This is a genomic window from Streptosporangium minutum (genome assembly GCF_002149035.1).
GTDB lineage: Bacteria > Actinomycetota > Actinomycetes > Streptosporangiales > Streptosporangiaceae > Streptosporangium > Streptosporangium minutum.
On record NZ_NGFP01000005.1, the window covers coordinates 22,018 to 38,360 of the forward strand.

14 protein-coding genes and 2 pseudogenes are annotated in these 16,343 nt (G+C 70.0%); 9 read left to right on the forward strand and 7 right to left on the reverse strand.

What is annotated here, in order from left to right; genetic code table 11:
• Positions 1 to 207: 207 nt before the first annotated feature.
• The 4 genes and pseudogenes from CA984_RS01990 to CA984_RS49150 form a co-directional block, all read left to right on the forward strand.
• Entirely contained in the window at positions 208 to 945 is a 738-nt protein-coding gene (locus CA984_RS01990) for a hypothetical protein (RefSeq protein WP_133061511.1), read from the forward strand.
• Complete coding sequence (locus CA984_RS01995) at positions 942 to 1,343, forward strand: phage holin family protein (RefSeq protein WP_086567416.1); 402 nt, start codon at positions 942 to 944, stop codon at positions 1,341 to 1,343. The genes CA984_RS01990 and CA984_RS01995 overlap by 4 nt, the downstream gene beginning before the upstream one ends.
• The gene (locus CA984_RS02000; protein ID WP_086567291.1) at positions 1,319 to 1,996 is read left to right on the forward strand and encodes a DUF3618 domain-containing protein; all 678 of its coding nucleotides are present in this window, start codon (positions 1,319 to 1,321) and stop codon (positions 1,994 to 1,996) included. Before CA984_RS01995 ends, CA984_RS02000 begins: the two co-directional genes overlap by 25 nt.
• An 85-nt stretch (positions 1,997 to 2,081) precedes the next feature.
• Positions 2,082 to 2,171: pseudogene (locus tag CA984_RS49150) on the forward strand (phosphotransferase); the annotation flags it as partial.
• Between the two features lie 114 nt (positions 2,172 to 2,285).
• Here the strand turns inward: CA984_RS49150 and CA984_RS02005 are convergent.
• The 5 genes from CA984_RS02005 to CA984_RS02020 form a co-directional block, all read right to left on the reverse strand.
• Positions 2,286 to 3,170, reverse strand: a complete 885-nt coding sequence (locus tag CA984_RS02005) for a phosphotransferase enzyme family protein (protein ID WP_086567294.1) — start codon at positions 3,168 to 3,170, stop codon at positions 2,286 to 2,288.
• Between the two features lie 92 nt (positions 3,171 to 3,262).
• Positions 3,263 to 4,201 carry an aminoglycoside phosphotransferase family protein gene (locus CA984_RS02010; RefSeq protein ID WP_207620660.1) on the reverse strand — a complete coding sequence of 313 codons (939 nt, stop codon included), beginning with the start codon at positions 4,199 to 4,201 and terminating at the stop codon, positions 3,263 to 3,265.
• Positions 4,198 to 4,605 carry a Tn3 family transposase gene (locus tag CA984_RS47635; protein ID WP_108724519.1) on the reverse strand — a complete coding sequence of 136 codons (408 nt, stop codon included), beginning with the start codon at positions 4,603 to 4,605 and terminating at the stop codon, positions 4,198 to 4,200. The genes CA984_RS02010 and CA984_RS47635 overlap by 4 nt, the downstream gene beginning before the upstream one ends.
• A gap of 20 nt (positions 4,606 to 4,625) precedes the next feature.
• Complete coding sequence (locus CA984_RS02015) at positions 4,626 to 5,192, reverse strand: DUF1062 domain-containing protein (protein ID WP_207620662.1); 567 nt, start codon at positions 5,190 to 5,192, stop codon at positions 4,626 to 4,628.
• Positions 5,193 to 5,612: 420 nt separating this feature from the next.
• On the reverse strand, positions 5,613 to 5,975 hold the full coding sequence (locus CA984_RS02020; protein ID WP_086567298.1) for a hypothetical protein: 363 nt from the start codon (positions 5,973 to 5,975) through the stop codon (positions 5,613 to 5,615).
• 101 nt (positions 5,976 to 6,076) lie between these two features.
• Between CA984_RS02020 and sigJ the strand changes: the two genes are divergently transcribed.
• The 5 genes from sigJ (at position 6,077) to CA984_RS02045 (ending at position 11,097) form a co-directional block, all read left to right on the forward strand.
• Entirely contained in the window at positions 6,077 to 7,015 is a 939-nt protein-coding gene (gene sigJ, locus CA984_RS02025) for an RNA polymerase sigma factor SigJ (protein WP_086567301.1), read from the forward strand.
• 136 nt (positions 7,016 to 7,151) lie between these two features.
• Positions 7,152 to 8,390: a cytochrome P450 gene (locus tag CA984_RS02030; protein ID WP_086567304.1), complete on the forward strand. Its 1,239-nt coding sequence runs from the start codon at positions 7,152 to 7,154 to the stop codon at positions 8,388 to 8,390.
• Positions 8,391 to 8,617: 227 nt separating this feature from the next.
• On the forward strand, positions 8,618 to 8,938 hold the full coding sequence (locus CA984_RS02035; protein ID WP_086567306.1) for an STAS domain-containing protein: 321 nt from the start codon (positions 8,618 to 8,620) through the stop codon (positions 8,936 to 8,938).
• Positions 8,939 to 9,223: 285 nt separating this feature from the next.
• Positions 9,224 to 9,679 carry an STAS domain-containing protein gene (locus CA984_RS02040; RefSeq protein WP_165781068.1) on the forward strand — a complete coding sequence of 152 codons (456 nt, stop codon included), beginning with the start codon at positions 9,224 to 9,226 and terminating at the stop codon, positions 9,677 to 9,679.
• 182 nt (positions 9,680 to 9,861) lie between these two features.
• On the forward strand, positions 9,862 to 11,097 hold the full coding sequence (locus CA984_RS02045) for a PP2C family protein-serine/threonine phosphatase (protein ID WP_207620664.1): 1,236 nt from the start codon (positions 9,862 to 9,864) through the stop codon (positions 11,095 to 11,097).
• A 296-nt stretch (positions 11,098 to 11,393) separates the two neighbouring features.
• Here CA984_RS02045 and CA984_RS02050 read toward each other — a convergent pair whose 3' ends face one another.
• Together CA984_RS02050 and CA984_RS02060 are read right to left on the reverse strand one after the other, a co-directional pair.
• Entirely contained in the window at positions 11,394 to 14,132 is a 2,739-nt protein-coding gene (locus CA984_RS02050; protein ID WP_086567314.1) for a beta-L-arabinofuranosidase domain-containing protein, read from the reverse strand.
• A gap of 264 nt (positions 14,133 to 14,396) precedes the next feature.
• Positions 14,397 to 16,156: pseudogene (locus tag CA984_RS02060) on the reverse strand (family 43 glycosylhydrolase).
• Positions 16,157 to 16,343: the final 187 nt, after the last annotated feature.

The following is a 16,343-nucleotide window of genomic DNA, read 5'->3' on the forward strand; positions in this document are numbered from 1 at the left end:
AGGCCCTCGCTCCGCGCCCGGGCGCGCCCTCTCCGGACAGGCCGAGGTGAAGAAAATTATCGAACCGTCCAAGCGCAGCTCAGTGACCAAAAAGCCGTGGAACCTGCGGGTCTTTCAAAAAGCTCGCGGGGGTTTCGCGGAATGAGGCAGTGGTGTGAGGGTAATCCGCCGCATCAGTCGAAGATGCACAACCTTTGGAGGGCATCGATGAGTGAGTATTCCACCGAGGCGGGGGAGCGCGCAGGCCGGAGCCAGGAATTCCAGAGCACGGCTCAGCACGCCAGATCCGCCGTCGGGGAAGTGGCCGATACCGCCAAGGGACAGACGCAGGTAGTGGCCGGGGAGGCCAGGCAGCAGGCTCGCCAGGTGGTCGATCAGCTACGGGACCGGGTCGGTGACCAGGCGCAGCACCAGAGCCGGCGCGCGGCTCAGGGAATCCGCCAGTGGGCCGACGACCTGGCCTCGATGACCGAGGTCGCCAAGCCCGACTCGCCGGTCTCCGGGGTGGTGCAGCAGGTCGCCGACCAAGGACGGCGAGCGGCCGACTACCTGGACCAGCACGGCCTGACCGGGGTCGCCCAGGAGGTCCAGAGCTTCGCGCGCCGTCGTCCTGGAGCGTTCCTCGTCGGGGCGGCCGCGGCGGGCTTCCTCATCGGCAGGATCGCCAAGGTGTCGGGGAACAGCGGCTCGGCGAGCTCTCCCGGCACGGGGGCCGCCGGCCCGTACGGCTCGGGCGCCCACAGCACCGCTCCGGCCGCCGCCATGCCGCCGGCTCCGGTCCAGCCGCCGGTCTCGGCACGGCCCGCACCGGTCCCGGCGGCCCAGCCGCCGACGCAGCCGCCGGTCGAGCCGTACCGCACCGAGCCGATCACACCGCAGGAGGGATTCGGAGGCCTGGGCACCACGACGCCCACGCCGAGGAACCCGGGTGGTGAGATCCGATGACCCACCCCGTCCCAGGGGCACGGGAGCCGTCGCTGGGAGAGCTGGTCGGAGAGGTCGGCGAAGACCTGTCCAAACTGGTCCGCCAGGAACTGCTGCTGGCCAAGGCCGAGATCCGCGAGGAGGCGGGCAGGGCGGGCAAGGCCGCCGGCCTGCTCGGCGGCGCGGGATTCGCCGGATACATGGTCGCCGTCCTGGTGACGCTGGCCGTCATGTTCGGCCTGGGAAACGTCATGGACCTGGGCTGGGCCGCGCTCATCGTCGCCGTCATCTGGGCGGTGGCCGGCGCGGTCCTGTACGTGACCGGGCGTGCCCGGCTGCGCCAGGTCTCCCCCAAGCCGGAACGTACCGTTGAAACGCTCAAGGAGGATGCGCGATGGGCGCGGGACCTGACGAAATAAGGGCCGAGATCAACGCCACCCGGGCCGAGCTGGCCGCGGACGTGGAGCGTCTCGCCGACCGCACCAGCCCGGTGCGGATCGCACAGCGCCGTACCGACAGCGTGCGCCGGCGCCTGCGGTCGGTACGCGAGCGGGTGATGGGGACTCCGTCCCACGCCGCCCACACGGTCGGCCGGCAGGCGTCATACGCCGTGGACAGCGTGCGTGACACGGCCTCCGGCACCGCCGACACCGTCCGCGGGGTCGCCTCCGACACCGCCGACACCGTCAAGCACGGCGCCCAGCAGGCCGCCGAGGCGGTCCAGAACGCGCCGCAGCAGGCGATGCGCAGCGCGCAGGGCAACCCGCTGGCGGCCGGGGTGATCGCTTTCGGCGCCGGATTGCTGGCGGCCGCCCTCATTCCCCGGACGGAGGCCGAGGAGCGCGCCGCGGGGCAGCTCATGGAGCAGGCCGACGGCGTGATCCAGCCGGTCAAGCAGGTGGTGCAGGAGTCGGTCCAAGCCCTCGGCCAGGAGGCCAAGGAGGCGGCTCAACAGGCCGCCCAGCAGGTCAAGGAGACAGCCACGGAGGCCGCACACAGAACGGGCGACCACGCCCGGGAGCAGGCTCAGCAGGTGGGTGAGCACGCCCGTTCCACCACCGGCCACCAGTAGACGGATCCAACCACCGCCGCCTCCGGCCTCCGGGGGCGGCGGTGCCCCGACGGAGGTGGGTGGTCCCATGGCACGCCATGACACCCGAGCCGCCTTCGCCTCGCAGCAGGCTCTGTCCGCGCGCCGGGACGGCGGCGAAGAAGAACTGGCGGACGGCCTGACCGGCTACCGCTGAATACAGGCCGGCGCGCCGGCCGACGGCAGTCCTTGTCAGCCCGGAGCCGACGATCAGTACGTTCGTCATGCCGATGACGATCCCTGAGGGCTCCCGGTTCTCTGCCGGCCGCTGTCAGGGGCGCAGCCGGTGGAACAGCTCCATCCGGGAGCGGTGGTACTCGACGTCCGCCTCGTCGTGCGTCACCCCCGAGCGGACGGCCTTGTGAAAGTAGGCGTGCTCCCTGCGGAGCTTGTGCCTGACGAGCTGGGCGAGCGACTCCTCGTCCAGGCGGGCTGCCGTGCCGCCCGCCTCGTGGTAGGCAGCCACGAACTCCTCGCTCGGCCCGGCCAGGTCGTCGCCCCATTCCAGGGCGGCGGCGGCCAGCTCCAGCTCAGGGGCGCCGACGAAGGTCTCGTCCCAATCGAGAACCGCCACTATCCGGCCGTCCCTGGCCAGTGTGTTGCCGGTGTAGTAGTCGCCGTGCAGGGGGTGACGCGTGGGGTACTCGGCGTGGAAGGCGGCCAGCCAGCGGTCCAGGTCGGGGTCGTCCAGCTCGGCGGCGTCCTGGGGCGGATCGCCGTACAGGCCGGACTCCTGGAAGGCGGGCACCGGGCGCGGGCCGGGGCGGAAGTCGGCCAGGGCCCTGTGAAGCCTGGCCAGCAGACGGGCCCCGGCCTCGCGCTGGGCCGGGATGTCGGAGTCCGGCCAGGCGCCCTCGACATACGGCCAGCAGGAGATCGGGCGGCCGCCCACGACGATGACCGTCGTCCCTTCGGCCGCCGGCAGCGGGGCGACGGCCTCGGGGAGACCGGCGGCGGCGTGGCGGGCGATCGCGTGGCACCACTCCGACTCGGCGGCGGCGCGCCACGCCGGGCCGACGCGGATGACGTGCCCGTCGAGGCGGTAGGCGGCGGATTCCTCTCCGCCGTGCAACCGCTCCCCCTCTCCCGTGACACCCCAGGTCAGTGCCACGGCTTCGCGGATCTCACGGGTGAGGGGCGTCTTGACGTAGATCATCCCGCCAGCCTACGTGCTTCCGTTCGGCGGCGGACGCGCCGATGTCGGGGCGACTTATCCCGCGAGGGAGGGGGCACCGGTGACCAGGCGCGCTACCGAGTGGATGCGTAGCGGCGGAGCAGAGTGACGCCAAGGGCGACCTGGGCCGGTTCCAGCGTGGTCTTGCCGTCCTCGACGTCCCACAATGCGTTCTGCAGGATGCGGCCGAGCGTCCACCCGGCCGCCCGCTGCCGGTCCAGGCCGAGCACCTCGGTAAGGAGGTCGAAGCGGCGGAGGACCGTGCGGGGCACGTCGCCGGTCGCCACCACCGCCTCCTCCCACCGGCTGTCCAGCGCCGGCCACAGGTCGAACCCGGGGTCGCCGGCCAGCGGTTCGGGGTCGATGGCCAGCCAGGGTTCCCGTTGCCCGGCGAGGATGTTGTCGTAGTGCAGGTCCCAGTGGAGCAGCCGGTCCCCGGATTCGCTGATCAATTCGGCCACGGCGGACGCGCAGGTGCCTACCAGCCGCTGCTCCGCCGGGTCGCGCAACGCCGGTACAGCGCGGGGAACCTGGTCCAGCATGGCGGCGGCGACGTCGGCCAGGCGCCGCAGACCGGGTGGGGCGGGCACCGCGACCAGGCGCGCCATCAGCTCGGCGAGGATCCGCATGGCGGCATCGTCGTCGGCCACCGATGACAGCGGCCGGGCTGCTTCCAGCCGTTCCAGCAACATGGTGCCGGTGTCCGGGTCGTGGTCGAGCAGGCGCACCACGCCGTTGCCGTTCCATGCCCGCAGACCGAGCACGGCGCCGGCGTTGTCCTCGCTTGCTTGCTGGAACTTCAGCACCGCGGGCGCACCATCCGCGCGGATCACCGGCAGCACGAGCGAGGCCATGCCGTGGTCCGCGGGGCCGTCCGGCCGCAGCGTCCAGCGGTCCAGGAAGTCCGCGGCCAGGCGGGGCAACTCGGCGATCCAGGCACGGCCGGACGCGTTGTTCTCGCCGTACGACGCGGCGAACGCGCCGGGGACGTCGACGGGGATCGACGGGCTCATATCAGGTATCTCCTTCGTGGGTTCCGTATTGTTCGGGATACGAAGGAGGTCACGGGGGTGCCCGACTTCCGGGCAGGCGTCAAAACATACCTCCACCCTAGCCGAACACGATCGTCCTCGTCCGGCGCCGGGTAGCCCTGGCCACGCAGCTGCCGTAGAGCAGACTTCAGGTAGAGGGCGTTCCACAGCATGACGCGGTTGAGGACCGGTCCGAGCGCGCCGAGCTGATCCTCCATTCCGGTCTGGTACTGGTGACGCAGTTCGCCCTTGCGGCCGTCATGTACGAGTTTCGGATCGGTGCAAGACCACGAGCGCGCCGACGGCCCGCGATCTGCTTCGCCGACTCGCGGGAAACAGATCGCGGACGATGACGGACGGGTCGGCCACGACCGGCCGACAGGGATTCAGCGCGAGATCTGAACGGTTACACCGGCCTGCTCCCGTCCTGAGCGGCGGGCAGGACGACAAAAGCGAAGTCCGTGGTCGTGGTGCGGTTGAGGCGGACATCGGACTTGATCCGGCGTTCGACTTCGCTCCGGCTGATGCCGAGGCCGTGGGCGATCAGCCGCTCCGGGCGGATGGGCACGGGGTCGGCGAACCCGACCTCCACCCGGATCGGCCAGCTCGGGTCCGCCTGCGGATGCGGTGGTGACGTATGCAGACGCCATGCGTCCTTCCAGTCGAGGCTGAACCGGTTGCGCCGGGCGATCAACGGGTCCAGGAGCGTCTGGATGACGAGCGCCGGATCGTTGGTTTCGAACGCGTGGAGCTGGCCGGGATCAATGGAGCGGACCGGGACTCGCTCGCGTACGGTGATCTTCGAGCTCTGATCGCAGGAGACGCAGCGGACGAGAAGCCACACGTCGAGAAGCTTGCCGTTGGCGTTCACCCGGAACTTGCCCTCCGCGGTGGTGGCCACCGCCGCGCGGCACTCCAGGCAGTGCAAGTGCAGCAGGGGCAGGCGGGTCCGCCGTACGGTCCAGGACAGCACGGAATGATCTCTATGGGGTTGTGAGGACACGATCTCTCTCGAACCTGACGAAGGCCGTGGTCACACGGCCTGAAACGCTGAAGAGCCGGGGTGTCCCGGCAGAGCCGTCAGTTGCGGCACGCAGGAACGGGACAGCCCGGTAGTACCGACGGAGTCGGTGACGGAGCGCTGTGGAAAGGTGTCAGGCGGAGATAGCGGGCGGGGTCACGCGGGTGTCCTCACGACGGATTCGACGGTGCCGAACGCAAGCTATGTGATCACTTGTCGAGCCGCAACCGTTTTATTCACCCGATGGCAGGCCGGCGATTGGCGGCAGCCGGGCAGAGGGAACCGCGGAGCCGCCAGGCGGAGACCGCCGCGGTCGCGGCCTGATCCGCCGGGCAGGCCCCAGCTGATCCCTGTATGCCCCCGTACCGGACTTCAGCGCCGCGCCAGCGCCAGCACGCTCAGTCCGAACATCAGGACGCCCAGGGGGAGATGGACCAACGGTATGTGCGCGATGCCGAGCACGACCTGGACCGAGGCGAGGACAAGGAAGCCGGACGCGTGCCAGACGGGCCGGGGCGAGCCGCCGCCCGGCTTCCACGCCAGCACCGCCGCGAGCACATACAGCACCGCCGCCCCGTACATCACGCGGGCTCCGACGCTGTGCAGCGTCTCTCCGTAGGACGAGGTCAGCAGCAGTCCGGCGGAGACCGCTTGAAGGAAGATGGTCAGGGTCTGCAGGGTGATCGCGATCTGCAGAAACGAGAAGCGGCGCTGTGCCGTCGCGTGGGTCGCCATGCCATGGTCCCCTTTCCCGCCCGGGGGCAGTAGGTCGATAAGGTCTCACCAGCCCGACGACGCGGGCCTGCGAAAGGTAAGGCGAGGAGGCGGTCGGGAGCATGGGGGCGGCTGGGACGAGCGCCGACGCGATGGCCGGTGAGCGACGCCAACTGATCAATGTCGCCTACCGGTTGCTCGGTTCACTGGCCGAGTCCGAGGACGCCGTACAGGAGGCCTACGCGCGCTGGTACGCGCTGCCACGGAGTCGGCAGGACGAGATCGTGTCCCCCGGCGCCTGGCTGACGACGGTGACCGGCCGCATCTGCCTGGACGTGCTCGGCTCGGCGCGGGCCCGGCGCGAACGCTATGTCGGCGCGTGGTTGCCCGATCCGCTGCCCGACCACACCGAGTGGGACCACGGCCATGGCACCGACCCCGCCGACCAGATGGTCCTGGACGAATCGGTGACCATGGCCTTCCTCGTCGTCCTGGAGTCGATGACACCCGCCGAGCGGGTGGCGTTCGTCCTGCACGACGTCTTCCGGTACCCCTTTGCCGAGATCGCCGGCATCCTCGGCCGGACCCCCGCGGCCTGCAAGCAGCTCGCGGCCTCCGCCCGGCGGCGGGTGCGCGTCGCGCGGGCCCCGGTGGCGGCGGCCGAGCAGGCCGACGCGGTGCGGCATGTCGAAGCGGTGCGGCATGTCAAAGAGGCATGGGAGAGCAAGGACATCGCGGCCCTCGTCGACCTCCTCGACCCGGCCGCCGTGATGACCGCCGACGGCGGCGGCATGGTCGGTACCGTCCTGCGCCCGATCGAAGGCGGTGCGCGCATCGCCCGGTACATGGTCGCCATCGCCGACATGGCTCCGGGGCTCGAACTCCTGGAGCGGTCGGTCAACGGTGTGCCGGGCCTGGTGGCCCGGCACACCGGCGTCGTCATGACCGTAGCCTCGTTCGACGTCGCCGACGGCCGCGTCACCCGGATCTGGGCGGTCCGCAATCCGGAGAAGCTGCGGCCGTGGGTGCGGGACGCCGGACTCGTCCGGCCGATCATGTGACTGGTCCGTGCCCTGGTCGTGGTGGACATGGGCCGGCGATCCCGGCTTGCCGGAGCGGCACAGCACTGTTCAGGGCCACCGGCGCCCATGGTCGCACCCGCGTTTTCTCGCGGGGAGGAAGGGCAGGCGCAGTCGTATGCCTGAATTCGATGACACGCTGTCCTTGCTGCTCGAAGGCTATGGCTGGTTGCCGAACCTGCGGCGCCGCACGCCCGGTGGCGTGGTCCGCACCCGGCTGATGGGCCGGCGCGCGGTGGGCCTGTGCGGGCCGGAGGCCGCGCGGTTCTTCTACGATGAGGACCACCTCCGGCGCGGCACCGCGCTGCCGGAGATGGTCAAGAGCACCCTGGTCGGCCACGGTGCCGTGCACACCCTCGACAGCGCCGAACACCGCCTGCGCAAGGCGATGTTCATGACGCTGATGACCGACGAGGGCATCGCCGCCCTGACCGGCCACACCATGACCGCCTGGGACGAGACGGTGGCCTCGTGGGCCGACGGGCGCCGCGTCGTGCTCTTCGACGAGGTCGCCAAGGTGTTGACCCGCGGCGTCTGCCGATGGACCGGCGTCCCGCTGGACGACACCGACGTGGAGACCGCGGCCACCGACCTCCTCGCCCTGGTCGACGGCTTCGCCACCGCCGGGCCACGGCACTGGCGGGCCCGCGCGGCCAGAAGGCGCCGCGAGGCATGGCTGGCCGCTGTCGTACGGAACGTGCGCCACGGCGCCCTCTCGGTACCGGCAGGCTCAGCGGCCGACGTGGTCGCCCACCACCGTGGCTCCGACGGCGAGCTGCTCGACCCTCGCGTGGCGGCGGTGGAGCTGCTCAACGTCATACGCCCGACCGTGGCGGTGTCCTGGTACGTGACGTTCGCGGCCCACGCCCTGCACCGCTGGCCCGAGTACCGGGCTCCCCTGCGCGATGGTGACGGTGAGGGGTCCTTCGCCGAGATGTTCGCCCAGGAGGTCCGCCGCTTCTACCCGTTCGCCCCCTTCGTCGGCGGCAGGGCCGTCAGGGACCTGTCCTGGCAAGGACAGCGGATCGGCGCCGGTTCGCTGGTGTTGCTCGACATCTACGGCCAGAACCACGACCCGCTGCTGTGGAAGAAGCCCTACGCCTTCGACCCGCAGCGGTTCGACGGCCGGCAGATCGGCGCCTTCGACCTCATCCCCCAAGGTGGCGGCGATCCGCGCACCGGCCACCGCTGCCCCGGCGAGCCCATCACCGTCGCCCTCCTGCAGGCCCTGACCACCCGGCTGGCCCGGTTGCGCTACGACGTCCCCGACCAGGACCTCGGCATCTCCCTGCGTCGAATCCCAGCCCGCCCGGCGAGCGGGTTCGTCCTCACCCTCACCCGTCCCTCCGGGAGATGACCGCACCGGTCTCGCCGATACGCCACGACGCGATTCCCCTGATCGGTGGTCTTCCGGCCGCCTGCGGCCGGTGCCGGCCAGGTCGCGACCGGGGCGGGTCCGGAAGCGCCCGCCCCGAGTGGGGGCTCGAGTCGTGATCGCGCGTAGGGTGGGAAGAGCGGTGACTCGCCTGTCATGCGGCTTGCGTGCCTGCGGCGACTTCTTCGCACCGCGGATCGGGTCTTCACATGACCGCACTTTCCATACGCCTGGTCCACCATTCCTGCCACAGTGTCCTGGTCCTGGGCGGTGAGCTCGACGGCATCTCCGCCCCGCTGCTGCGGCTGCCCGTCGACACCGTGCTCGACACCGGCCGCCGCCACCTCGTCATCGACACCACCGACTTGACCTTCTGCGACTCCAGCGGACTCAGAGCGCTGCTGGGTGCTCAAGACAGTCTCACCCTCGCGGGCGCCACCATGGAACTGTCGGGCGTCCGCGGCCTTCTGCACCGTGTCCTGGACCTGACCGGACTGGCCCGGTCCTTCACCACATCACCGCTTCCCTGACCGTCGCGGGCTGGCCACCCTGACGCGCCGATCTCCGTGCGGGCCCGGTGACAGCCGCTCCAGGAGGCCTTCCCGTGTTCGCAACGATCTCTCGATGCGCGGGGTCGTGCGACTTTCGCGACACCCTTGCGCGCACACGGGAGGGGATGCGGCCCTCCGGTGACCATGCCGGACCGCCCGCCTTGCCAGATCAGCGAGGGAAATGCGTATTTCATAGCTAATTGTCCTAGCGTGGTCACAGCGCCACAGACAGTGTCGGTGACAGCGTTCCGGGGGAAGGAACTCATGACGCAGCATGGGGATCAAGCCGGCCAGGCGGGGCGGTCCAGGCGGGCGGAGGGGACCGACGAGGTGGTCTTTCCGGTCGAGTACGGTGAACCCGGCCGGTGGGCGGTGGTGCATGTGCACGGCCCGCTGGACTACCACACCGCATCGGTGCTGGACGCCACGGTCGCGCGGCTGTGGGACTTCCTGGCCGGTGGTCACCTGGTGCTGGATCTGAGCCCGATGACGTTCTGCGACTCCTCGGGCCTGAGCCGGATCATCACCGTCTTTCACCAGTGCCGGGAGCGGGGCGTGAACTTGCTGCTGGCCGCCCCGCCGCCCTCACTACGCCGCATCCTGGCGTTGACCGGCTTGGACCGGGTGCTGCAGATCCGCGACAGCCTGCACCAGGTGCTGACGGAGGTGGACGACCCGCCCGCGGACGGTGATCCCGACCGCAGCGGGTCCCCCGGCTGAAAAAAGATGGAAGACTCGCCGGGCCATGCCGGAGCGGCTCACCCGCGCCCTGTGGACGGGTAAAGGAGTTCGCGAAGTACGGGGGATTTTCGTTTGGGCTCTGGGCTGGGGTGAAGACTGATGGTCGGCGCTGAAAGGCGGCGGAGGGATACAGGTGGTCACATGCAGGGAAAAACGCCGCGATGAGCGCCCAGTGTGGTACGACACGAATGCTGGCCGGGCTGCTGGCCGCCAGCCACCTCGCCGCCCTGGAGCAGGTGCCCGCCCTGGTCGGTGAGCACGCCGCGCACGCCGGTCTGGGTGAGGTGCTGATCTATGTGGCCGATCTGCAGCAGCAGGTGCTGCGGCTGCTGACCGGCCACGGCAAGGACGCCGGTGAGGACGCCGGTGGCGAGCCCGCGGAGTTGCGGATCGACACGACGCTGGCCGGGCGCGGCTTTCAGGAGACACGGGTGCTCGTGCGGGCCGCCTCGCCGGGACGGGCCGCGCATTGGTGGGTGCCGATACTGGACGGCACCGAACGGATGGGGATGCTGCGCGTCAACGCCCCGGCGGACGCCGGTGAGGCGCAGGTGGAGGACATGCGGGCGCTGGCGTCGCTGGTGGCGCTGCTGATGGTCAGCAAACGCTCCCACAGCGACTCCTACGCCCGGCTGACACGCACCCGGCCGATGCACGTGGCCGCCGAGATGCAGTGGACACTGATGCCGCCGCTGACCTTCGCCAACACCGGGATGGTCATCAGCGCCGCCATGGAGCCGGCCTACGAGGTCGGCGGCGACGCCTTCGACTACGCCATCGCCGGCGATGTGGCGCATCTGGGAATCTTCGACGCGATGGGCCACGATGTCTCGGCCGGGCTGACCGCCAGCCTGGCGCTGGCCGCCTGCCGCAACAACCGCCGCCAGGGCGTCGACCTGGCCACCAACACCGAGAAGATCGAAGAGACCCTGATCGGCGAGTTCGGCCGCTCCACCCGCTACGTCACCGCGATCCTGGCCGACCTGGATACCACCACCGGCGTGCTGACCTGGGTCAACCGGGGCCATCATCCGCCGGTGGTGATCCGCGGCGGCCGCTGGACCACCTCCCTGGCCTGCCCGCCCGCTCACCCGATGGGCCTAGCCCTGGGACTGCCGGTCACGCTGTGCCGCGAACAGCTGCAGCCGGGCGATCGGGTGCTGCTGTACACCGACGGCATCACCGAGGCCCGCAGCGCCCAGGGCAGGGAGTTCGGCCTGAACCGGTTCGTCGACTTCATCATCCGCCACACCGCCGACGGCCTGCCGGTGCCCGAAACGCTGCGCCGCCTGATCCACAGCGTGCTCGACTACCACGACGGCCGCCTGCAGGACGACGCCACCGTGCTGCTGACGGAGTGGCACGGCACCGCCCACCACCAGCTGACCATGACGTGATCCGGCAGAAGGCCGATGCCGCGCCTGTGGAAAGTGTCTGCGGAAAGCGGTCGACGCACGCCGATCGCCCCAGGCACTCGGGTCGCGACCAGGAACGCCGTCGAGACCCGAGTCCCATTGATCGCGGAGCTCTTCGATGTGGATGAAGCCCTCCTCCGGGACTCGAACGCCGAGGAGGACTTCGGCTCCCTGTCTCCTGGCGCGCAGCCGATCGGACAGCGATGCCCGCGGAAGCGGGACCTCCCCGTGGAGCGGCCGGCTGACGGCCTGTCGACCACGCCTCCTCGGTGAATCGCTCACAGAAATCGCCACAGGTGGTCGTTGGCGCCGGTGTCGTCGGCCAGCACGACCTGGGCGCCCTGCGCGGTGGAACCGCCGCTGACGCCCAGGACGCGGCCGCCGTTGGCGCATTGGATACGGAAGTAGCCGTTGGCGCCGTACCGGAGCCGCCAGCGGTGGTCGTTGGTGCCGTTGTCGGCCCACTGGAGCACTCGGGCGCCTGCGCTCGTCGAAGCGTTCTCGACGCCGAGGACCTTGCCGCTGTTGGAGTTGCGCAGTTTGAAGTAGCCGCCCGTGTCGGTCACGGCCGTCCACAGGTGGTCGGCGGTGCCGGAGTCGCCCCATTGGATCACCAGGCCGCCATCGGTGGTGGACATGTTCGTCACGCCCAGCACCATGCCGCTGGCGAGGTTCTGGATGCGGCGCGTGCCATTGGGCAGGAAGCGCCACTGGTTGTCGCCGCTGCCGTTGTCGGCGTCCTGGACGGCCTGCGCACCCTGGCTCGTGGAGCCGTTCAGGACGGCGAGCAGCTTGCCGCTGTTGACGTTGCGGAGCTTGTGGGTCCCGTCTCCGGCGTCCATGACCGTCCATCGGTGGTCGGCGGTGCCCGTGTCGCCCCACTGCAGCACGCGGGCGTCGTCCGTGGTGGCCATGTTCTCCACGCCCAGAACCTTGCCGCTGTTGACGTTGCGGAGTTTGACGGCACCGCCGTCCACGACCGGTGCCCAGTCATGGTCGGCGGTGCCGTTGTCCGCCCACTGCACGGCCAGACCGCCGTCGGCCGTGGACATGTTCTGGACACCGAGGACGAGCCCGGTGGCCGCGTTCTGCAGCCGGAAACTCGCCGTCCCCGTGCCACCGCCCTGACCGTTGGCGTTCCAGTAGACGGTGTAGTTGTGGCCGTGGGCGTCGTGGAACGGGATGAGGTCGACGGTCGCGGAGTCGGCGGTCGCCGTGAACGTGAGCGCCGACGTGCTCGTCCGGGTGACCGATGTGGGGTTCAACGACGGCAGCGACGGCAGCGCGGTGTCGCCGTAGACGCCCGACAGCACCAGCGGCCCGTAGGTGATCGCCTGGACGCCCGGGTTGTCGTTGGCGGCTTTCATGACCACGCGCATCGGCAGGCGCACGGTCACGGTGTCGCCCGAGGTCCACGACCGGGTGATCACCGCGTACGAGCCGGGCGTGGTGGCGATGCTCTGCTGGACGCCGTTGACGCTGATCGTGGCGCCGCTCGTCCAGGCCGGGACGCGGACACGCATCGACCATGAGCCGCTGACATTGCCGGTGACCTGGAGCGAGACCGTGTCGCTCGCCGGGAAGGAGGTCGTCTGGGTGACCGTGATGCCGCGCCGGCTCCAGTTCAGCACCGACGGGGTGAACAGGTTCACCGTCAGCGTCGTGCCGTTGTGGAAGTAGATGGAGTCCATCAGCTTGGTGTTCGTCTCGATACCGGTCCCCTGGCAGCACCAGAAGGAGTCGTAGTCAGTGCTCCAGGTGCCGCCGCCCCAAGCGGGGCCGACGCCCCGGCGACCGCCGGGGTTGAGCGGGGTGAAATAGGTGATGTGCCCATGGGCGTCAGCGGGGTTCTGCTGGCCGATGAGGTGGTTGAGCAGCGCCCCCTCGTAGTAGTCGAAGTACTCCGCCCGGTCCGGATCCAGCAGCCACAGCTCCCGCGTCAGTTTCAGCATGTTGTAGGTGTTGCAGGCCTCGGCGGTATCCCGCGTCAGGTGCGCGGCGATGGCGTTGGACGCCCGGAAGTGCTCGGCCTGGCTGTTGCCTCCGATCACGTACGTGTGCGCGTTGACGGTGATACGCCAGGCGTTGGCGGCGATGTCGCGGTAGCGGGTCGTGCCGGTGGCCTTGAACTCCCGGGCGGCCCCGATCCACTTGGGCACCTGGGTGTTGGCGTGCAGGCCGTTGAGCTGGTCCTGATTCGCCGCGAGGGGGTTGAACACGGCGGCGTGGTCGAACCGCTGGGCGGCGGTCAGCCAGCGCGCGTCGCCGGTCTGCTGGTAGAGGTCGGTCAGGACGGCGTTCATGCCGCCGAACTCGGTGCCCAGCATGGCCTGCATCTGGCTGCCGGTAAGCCGGCCTGTCCGCCGGTCGACCCAGCCGGCGAGTGCCAGCAGCACGTCGCGAGCCTGGACGTTGCCGATGTGACGCCACACGTCGAGCAGCCCGGCCAGGGTCTTGTGCACGCAGTAGTACGGCACGTTGCCGTTGCTCAGCGTGCGGGCTTCGAGCGCGGTGAAGTCGGACTCGGGAAAGCCCGAGAGGTAGCCGGCGTTGAAGCCGGCGGCGCCGTTGTTGGCCTGGCATTTGGCCATTTCGGCGACCATGGTGTTGGCCTTGTCCCGGCAGGTGGTGTCACCGGTCACCGCGTACGCCTGAGCCCAGGCGGTCAGGAAATGCCCCTGCATGTGGCTGCGGAAAGGGAATCCGGGGGCGTCCCAGCCACCATTGGCCGCCGCGCCCTGGGTGGACAGCCGGTGGTTGGCGCGGAAGACGTACAGCAGTCGGTTGACGTCGACGAACCGCAGATAGGACAGGGTGCGGTTCTGGTTGTCCAGCCAGCGGCCGGAGGTCAGGCGCACCTGCCCGAACTCGAACGCGTAGGCGGACACGCCGATGTCGGCGCGGACGGGGGCGACCTCGGCGAAGGCAGGTGCGGTGCCGGTGAATTGACCGGCGGCGGTGGCGGCGACGGTGATGCCCGCCGCCTGAAGCAGTCGGCGTCGGCTGAGGGGCGACATGTGAACTCCTGAGGGTGGTGGGTCGGGTGGTCAGACCGTGCTGCCGGTCCTGCCGACGAGGGCAGGGCTGGAGCGTTGTCGGCTGGTGAGACGTGAGTGAGTCGGACCGTGCTCCTCAGCGGATGGGGATCGGGCCCACGGGGCGGGATGGCGTTCACCACACCGTGTCCCCGACGGTTACCCGGCCGGAAGACGTGCCGGGATCACGGGCCGGCGCAGATGACCGCCGGGGTGGCCATCTGCGCCGTCGGCGCGTAACTCCTGTCACTGGAAGGCGGCGTCGTCGATGTAGAGGCCGTCGGTGCCCGCCACCGTCTCGACGTAGAAGGAGGCGTTGGTCAGCGTGCCGGTCCAGGAGACGGTCGTGGTGCCGGTGAGCCGGGTCCAGCCGCCGGTGTTCACCGCCCCTGCCGGGGTGAGCTGGACGTAGTCCGTCGTGCCGTTCGCGGTGAGCGCCAGGGTCGCCTTCGCGCTGGGAGCGCCGCTCTGCGAGCGGACCCAGACGCTCGTGGTGTAGCTCCTGCCGTTGGTGAGCTGCGCGGTCACGTTCTGGTGGGGCCCTGCCAGGCGGCCGTACGGCCGGAGCTGAGCAGGGACCGGCTGCCACCGTGAGTCACATCGGTAGCGGAGGACAGGGTGCCGCCGGAGCTGGTCCAGCCCGCCGTGCCGTCCTCCATCGTGCCGTTGGTCAGCAGGTTCCCGCCGCTGCCGCCACCGCTCGGGGTGAACTGCCACCAGTTGAGGTTGAGCAGATAGCCGCTGCCCCCGGCGAAGCGCAGGAAGACGTCTCGCGTGCCGGTCGCGCCCGACACCGGGCAGGTGACCGAGGTCCAGTTCTGCCAGCCGCCGGTGCCGGGGACGGTGCAGGTGCCCACGAGGGTGCCGGTGGCACTGCCCAGGCGGACTTCGATCCGGCCGCCGCTGGTGCCCGAGGCCACGCGGGCGGTGAAGGAGGAGGATCCGGTGCCGAAGGCGACGCCCTTGACCTTGACGTAGTCGCCGTTCTCGATGAAACCGACGTTCATCCCGCCTTCGCTGGAGGGTTCGGTCTCCACGCCGGACTCCCAGGCGATCGTCTCGGCCTCCTGGCGGACATAGGGGTTCAACGTGCCCACCTGCGGCGCCCCGTCCGTGGTCATGGTGATCGTGGGGATGGTTCCGTCGGCGTTGTAGGTGAACTTCTCCACGGCCACCGAGCGGGTGAAACCGCCTCCGCCGGGGAGGGCGCCGTTGTGGTAGAAGAAGTAGGATCCGCCGTTGAAGTCGATGACGCCGGCGTGATTGGTGAAGCTGCTGCCCTGCGTGGGCATGACCGTCCCGCGGTAGGTCCACGGCCCGGTGGGGCCGGGGGCCGTCGAGTAGCCGATGAACTCGGAGCAGCATTTCGCCGCGAAGACGTTGTAGTAGAGGCCGTTGCGCTTGTAGACCCACGGCCCCTCTTCGTACAGCGTCGGGCGGCCCGTGTTGCCGGTGCGGGTGCCGAACCCCGCGGTGGTGAGCGGGATCTGCGCAGGGCTGCCGGAGTAGGAGATCATGTCGGGGTTGAGCCTGACGTACCACAGGTTGGGGTTGCCCCAGTACAGGTAGGCCTGCCCGTTGTCGTCGATGAAGACCGTGGGGTCGATCTCGCCGTTCCTGACCAGCGGGCGGCCGATGGCGTCGGTGAAAGGTCCGGTGGGACTGGCAGAGACCCCGACGCCGATGGCCATCTGGCCGCTCGCCCGGTCTTTCACCGGTACGTACCAGTAGAACTTGCCGTTCCTGTAGACGGTCTGGCCCGCCCAGGCGTCCGCGCTCGCCCAGCTGAAGGTGGCGACGTTCATCGGCGAGCCGTGGTCGGTCCAGTTCACCATGTCGGCGGACGACCAGACCCGCCACTCCTTCATGGTGAAGTACGTCGAGCCGTCCTCGTCGTGTCCGGTGTAGAGGTACACCCGGCCGTTGTGGACGAGCGGCGCCGGGTCGGCGGTGTGGATCGTCTGCACGATCGGGTTGTCCGCCCTGGCCAAGGACGGGAACAGCATGGTCGCAAGAAGCAGGCCCACGGTGCACAGGACCGTGCGCGGAGCAGGTCTCACCTGTCGTCTCCCTCGGACACGTGTTTGGCGGGGGGATGCCGGTGGTCCCGGGTGCGGTGGCGCTCCCTCCCCCGCACCCAGGACCGGTTCATGGGGCGTACGCCTTTGCGGTGAACGTCAGGAACGCTCGAGC

Bases quoted from the DNA above. Each gene is read 5' to 3' on its own strand.
- CA984_RS01995 (WP_086567416.1), top strand. From the start codon at position 942: ATGACCCACCCCGTCCCAGGGGCACGGGAGCCGTCGCTGGGAGAGCTG.
- CA984_RS02010 (WP_207620660.1), bottom strand. From the start codon at position 4,201: ATGAGCCCGTCGATCCCCGTCGACGTCCCCGGCGCGTTCGCCGCGTCG.
- CA984_RS02000 (WP_086567291.1), top strand. From the start codon at position 1,319: ATGGGCGCGGGACCTGACGAAATAAGGGCCGAGATCAACGCCACCCGG.
- sigJ (WP_086567301.1), top strand. From the start codon at position 6,077: ATGGGGGCGGCTGGGACGAGCGCCGACGCGATGGCCGGTGAGCGACGC.
- CA984_RS02035 (WP_086567306.1), top strand. From the start codon at position 8,618: ATGACCGCACTTTCCATACGCCTGGTCCACCATTCCTGCCACAGTGTC.
- CA984_RS02050 (WP_086567314.1), bottom strand. From the start codon at position 14,132: ATGTCGCCCCTCAGCCGACGCCGACTGCTTCAGGCGGCGGGCATCACC.
- CA984_RS02020 (WP_086567298.1), bottom strand. From the start codon at position 5,975: ATGGCGACCCACGCGACGGCACAGCGCCGCTTCTCGTTTCTGCAGATC.
- CA984_RS02005 (WP_086567294.1), bottom strand. From the start codon at position 3,170: ATGATCTACGTCAAGACGCCCCTCACCCGTGAGATCCGCGAAGCCGTG.
- CA984_RS02045 (WP_207620664.1), top strand. From the start codon at position 9,862: ATGAGCGCCCAGTGTGGTACGACACGAATGCTGGCCGGGCTGCTGGCC.
- CA984_RS02030 (WP_086567304.1), top strand. From the start codon at position 7,152: ATGCCTGAATTCGATGACACGCTGTCCTTGCTGCTCGAAGGCTATGGC.
- CA984_RS02040 (WP_165781068.1), top strand. From the start codon at position 9,224: ATGACGCAGCATGGGGATCAAGCCGGCCAGGCGGGGCGGTCCAGGCGG.
- CA984_RS01990 (WP_133061511.1), top strand. From the start codon at position 208: ATGAGTGAGTATTCCACCGAGGCGGGGGAGCGCGCAGGCCGGAGCCAG.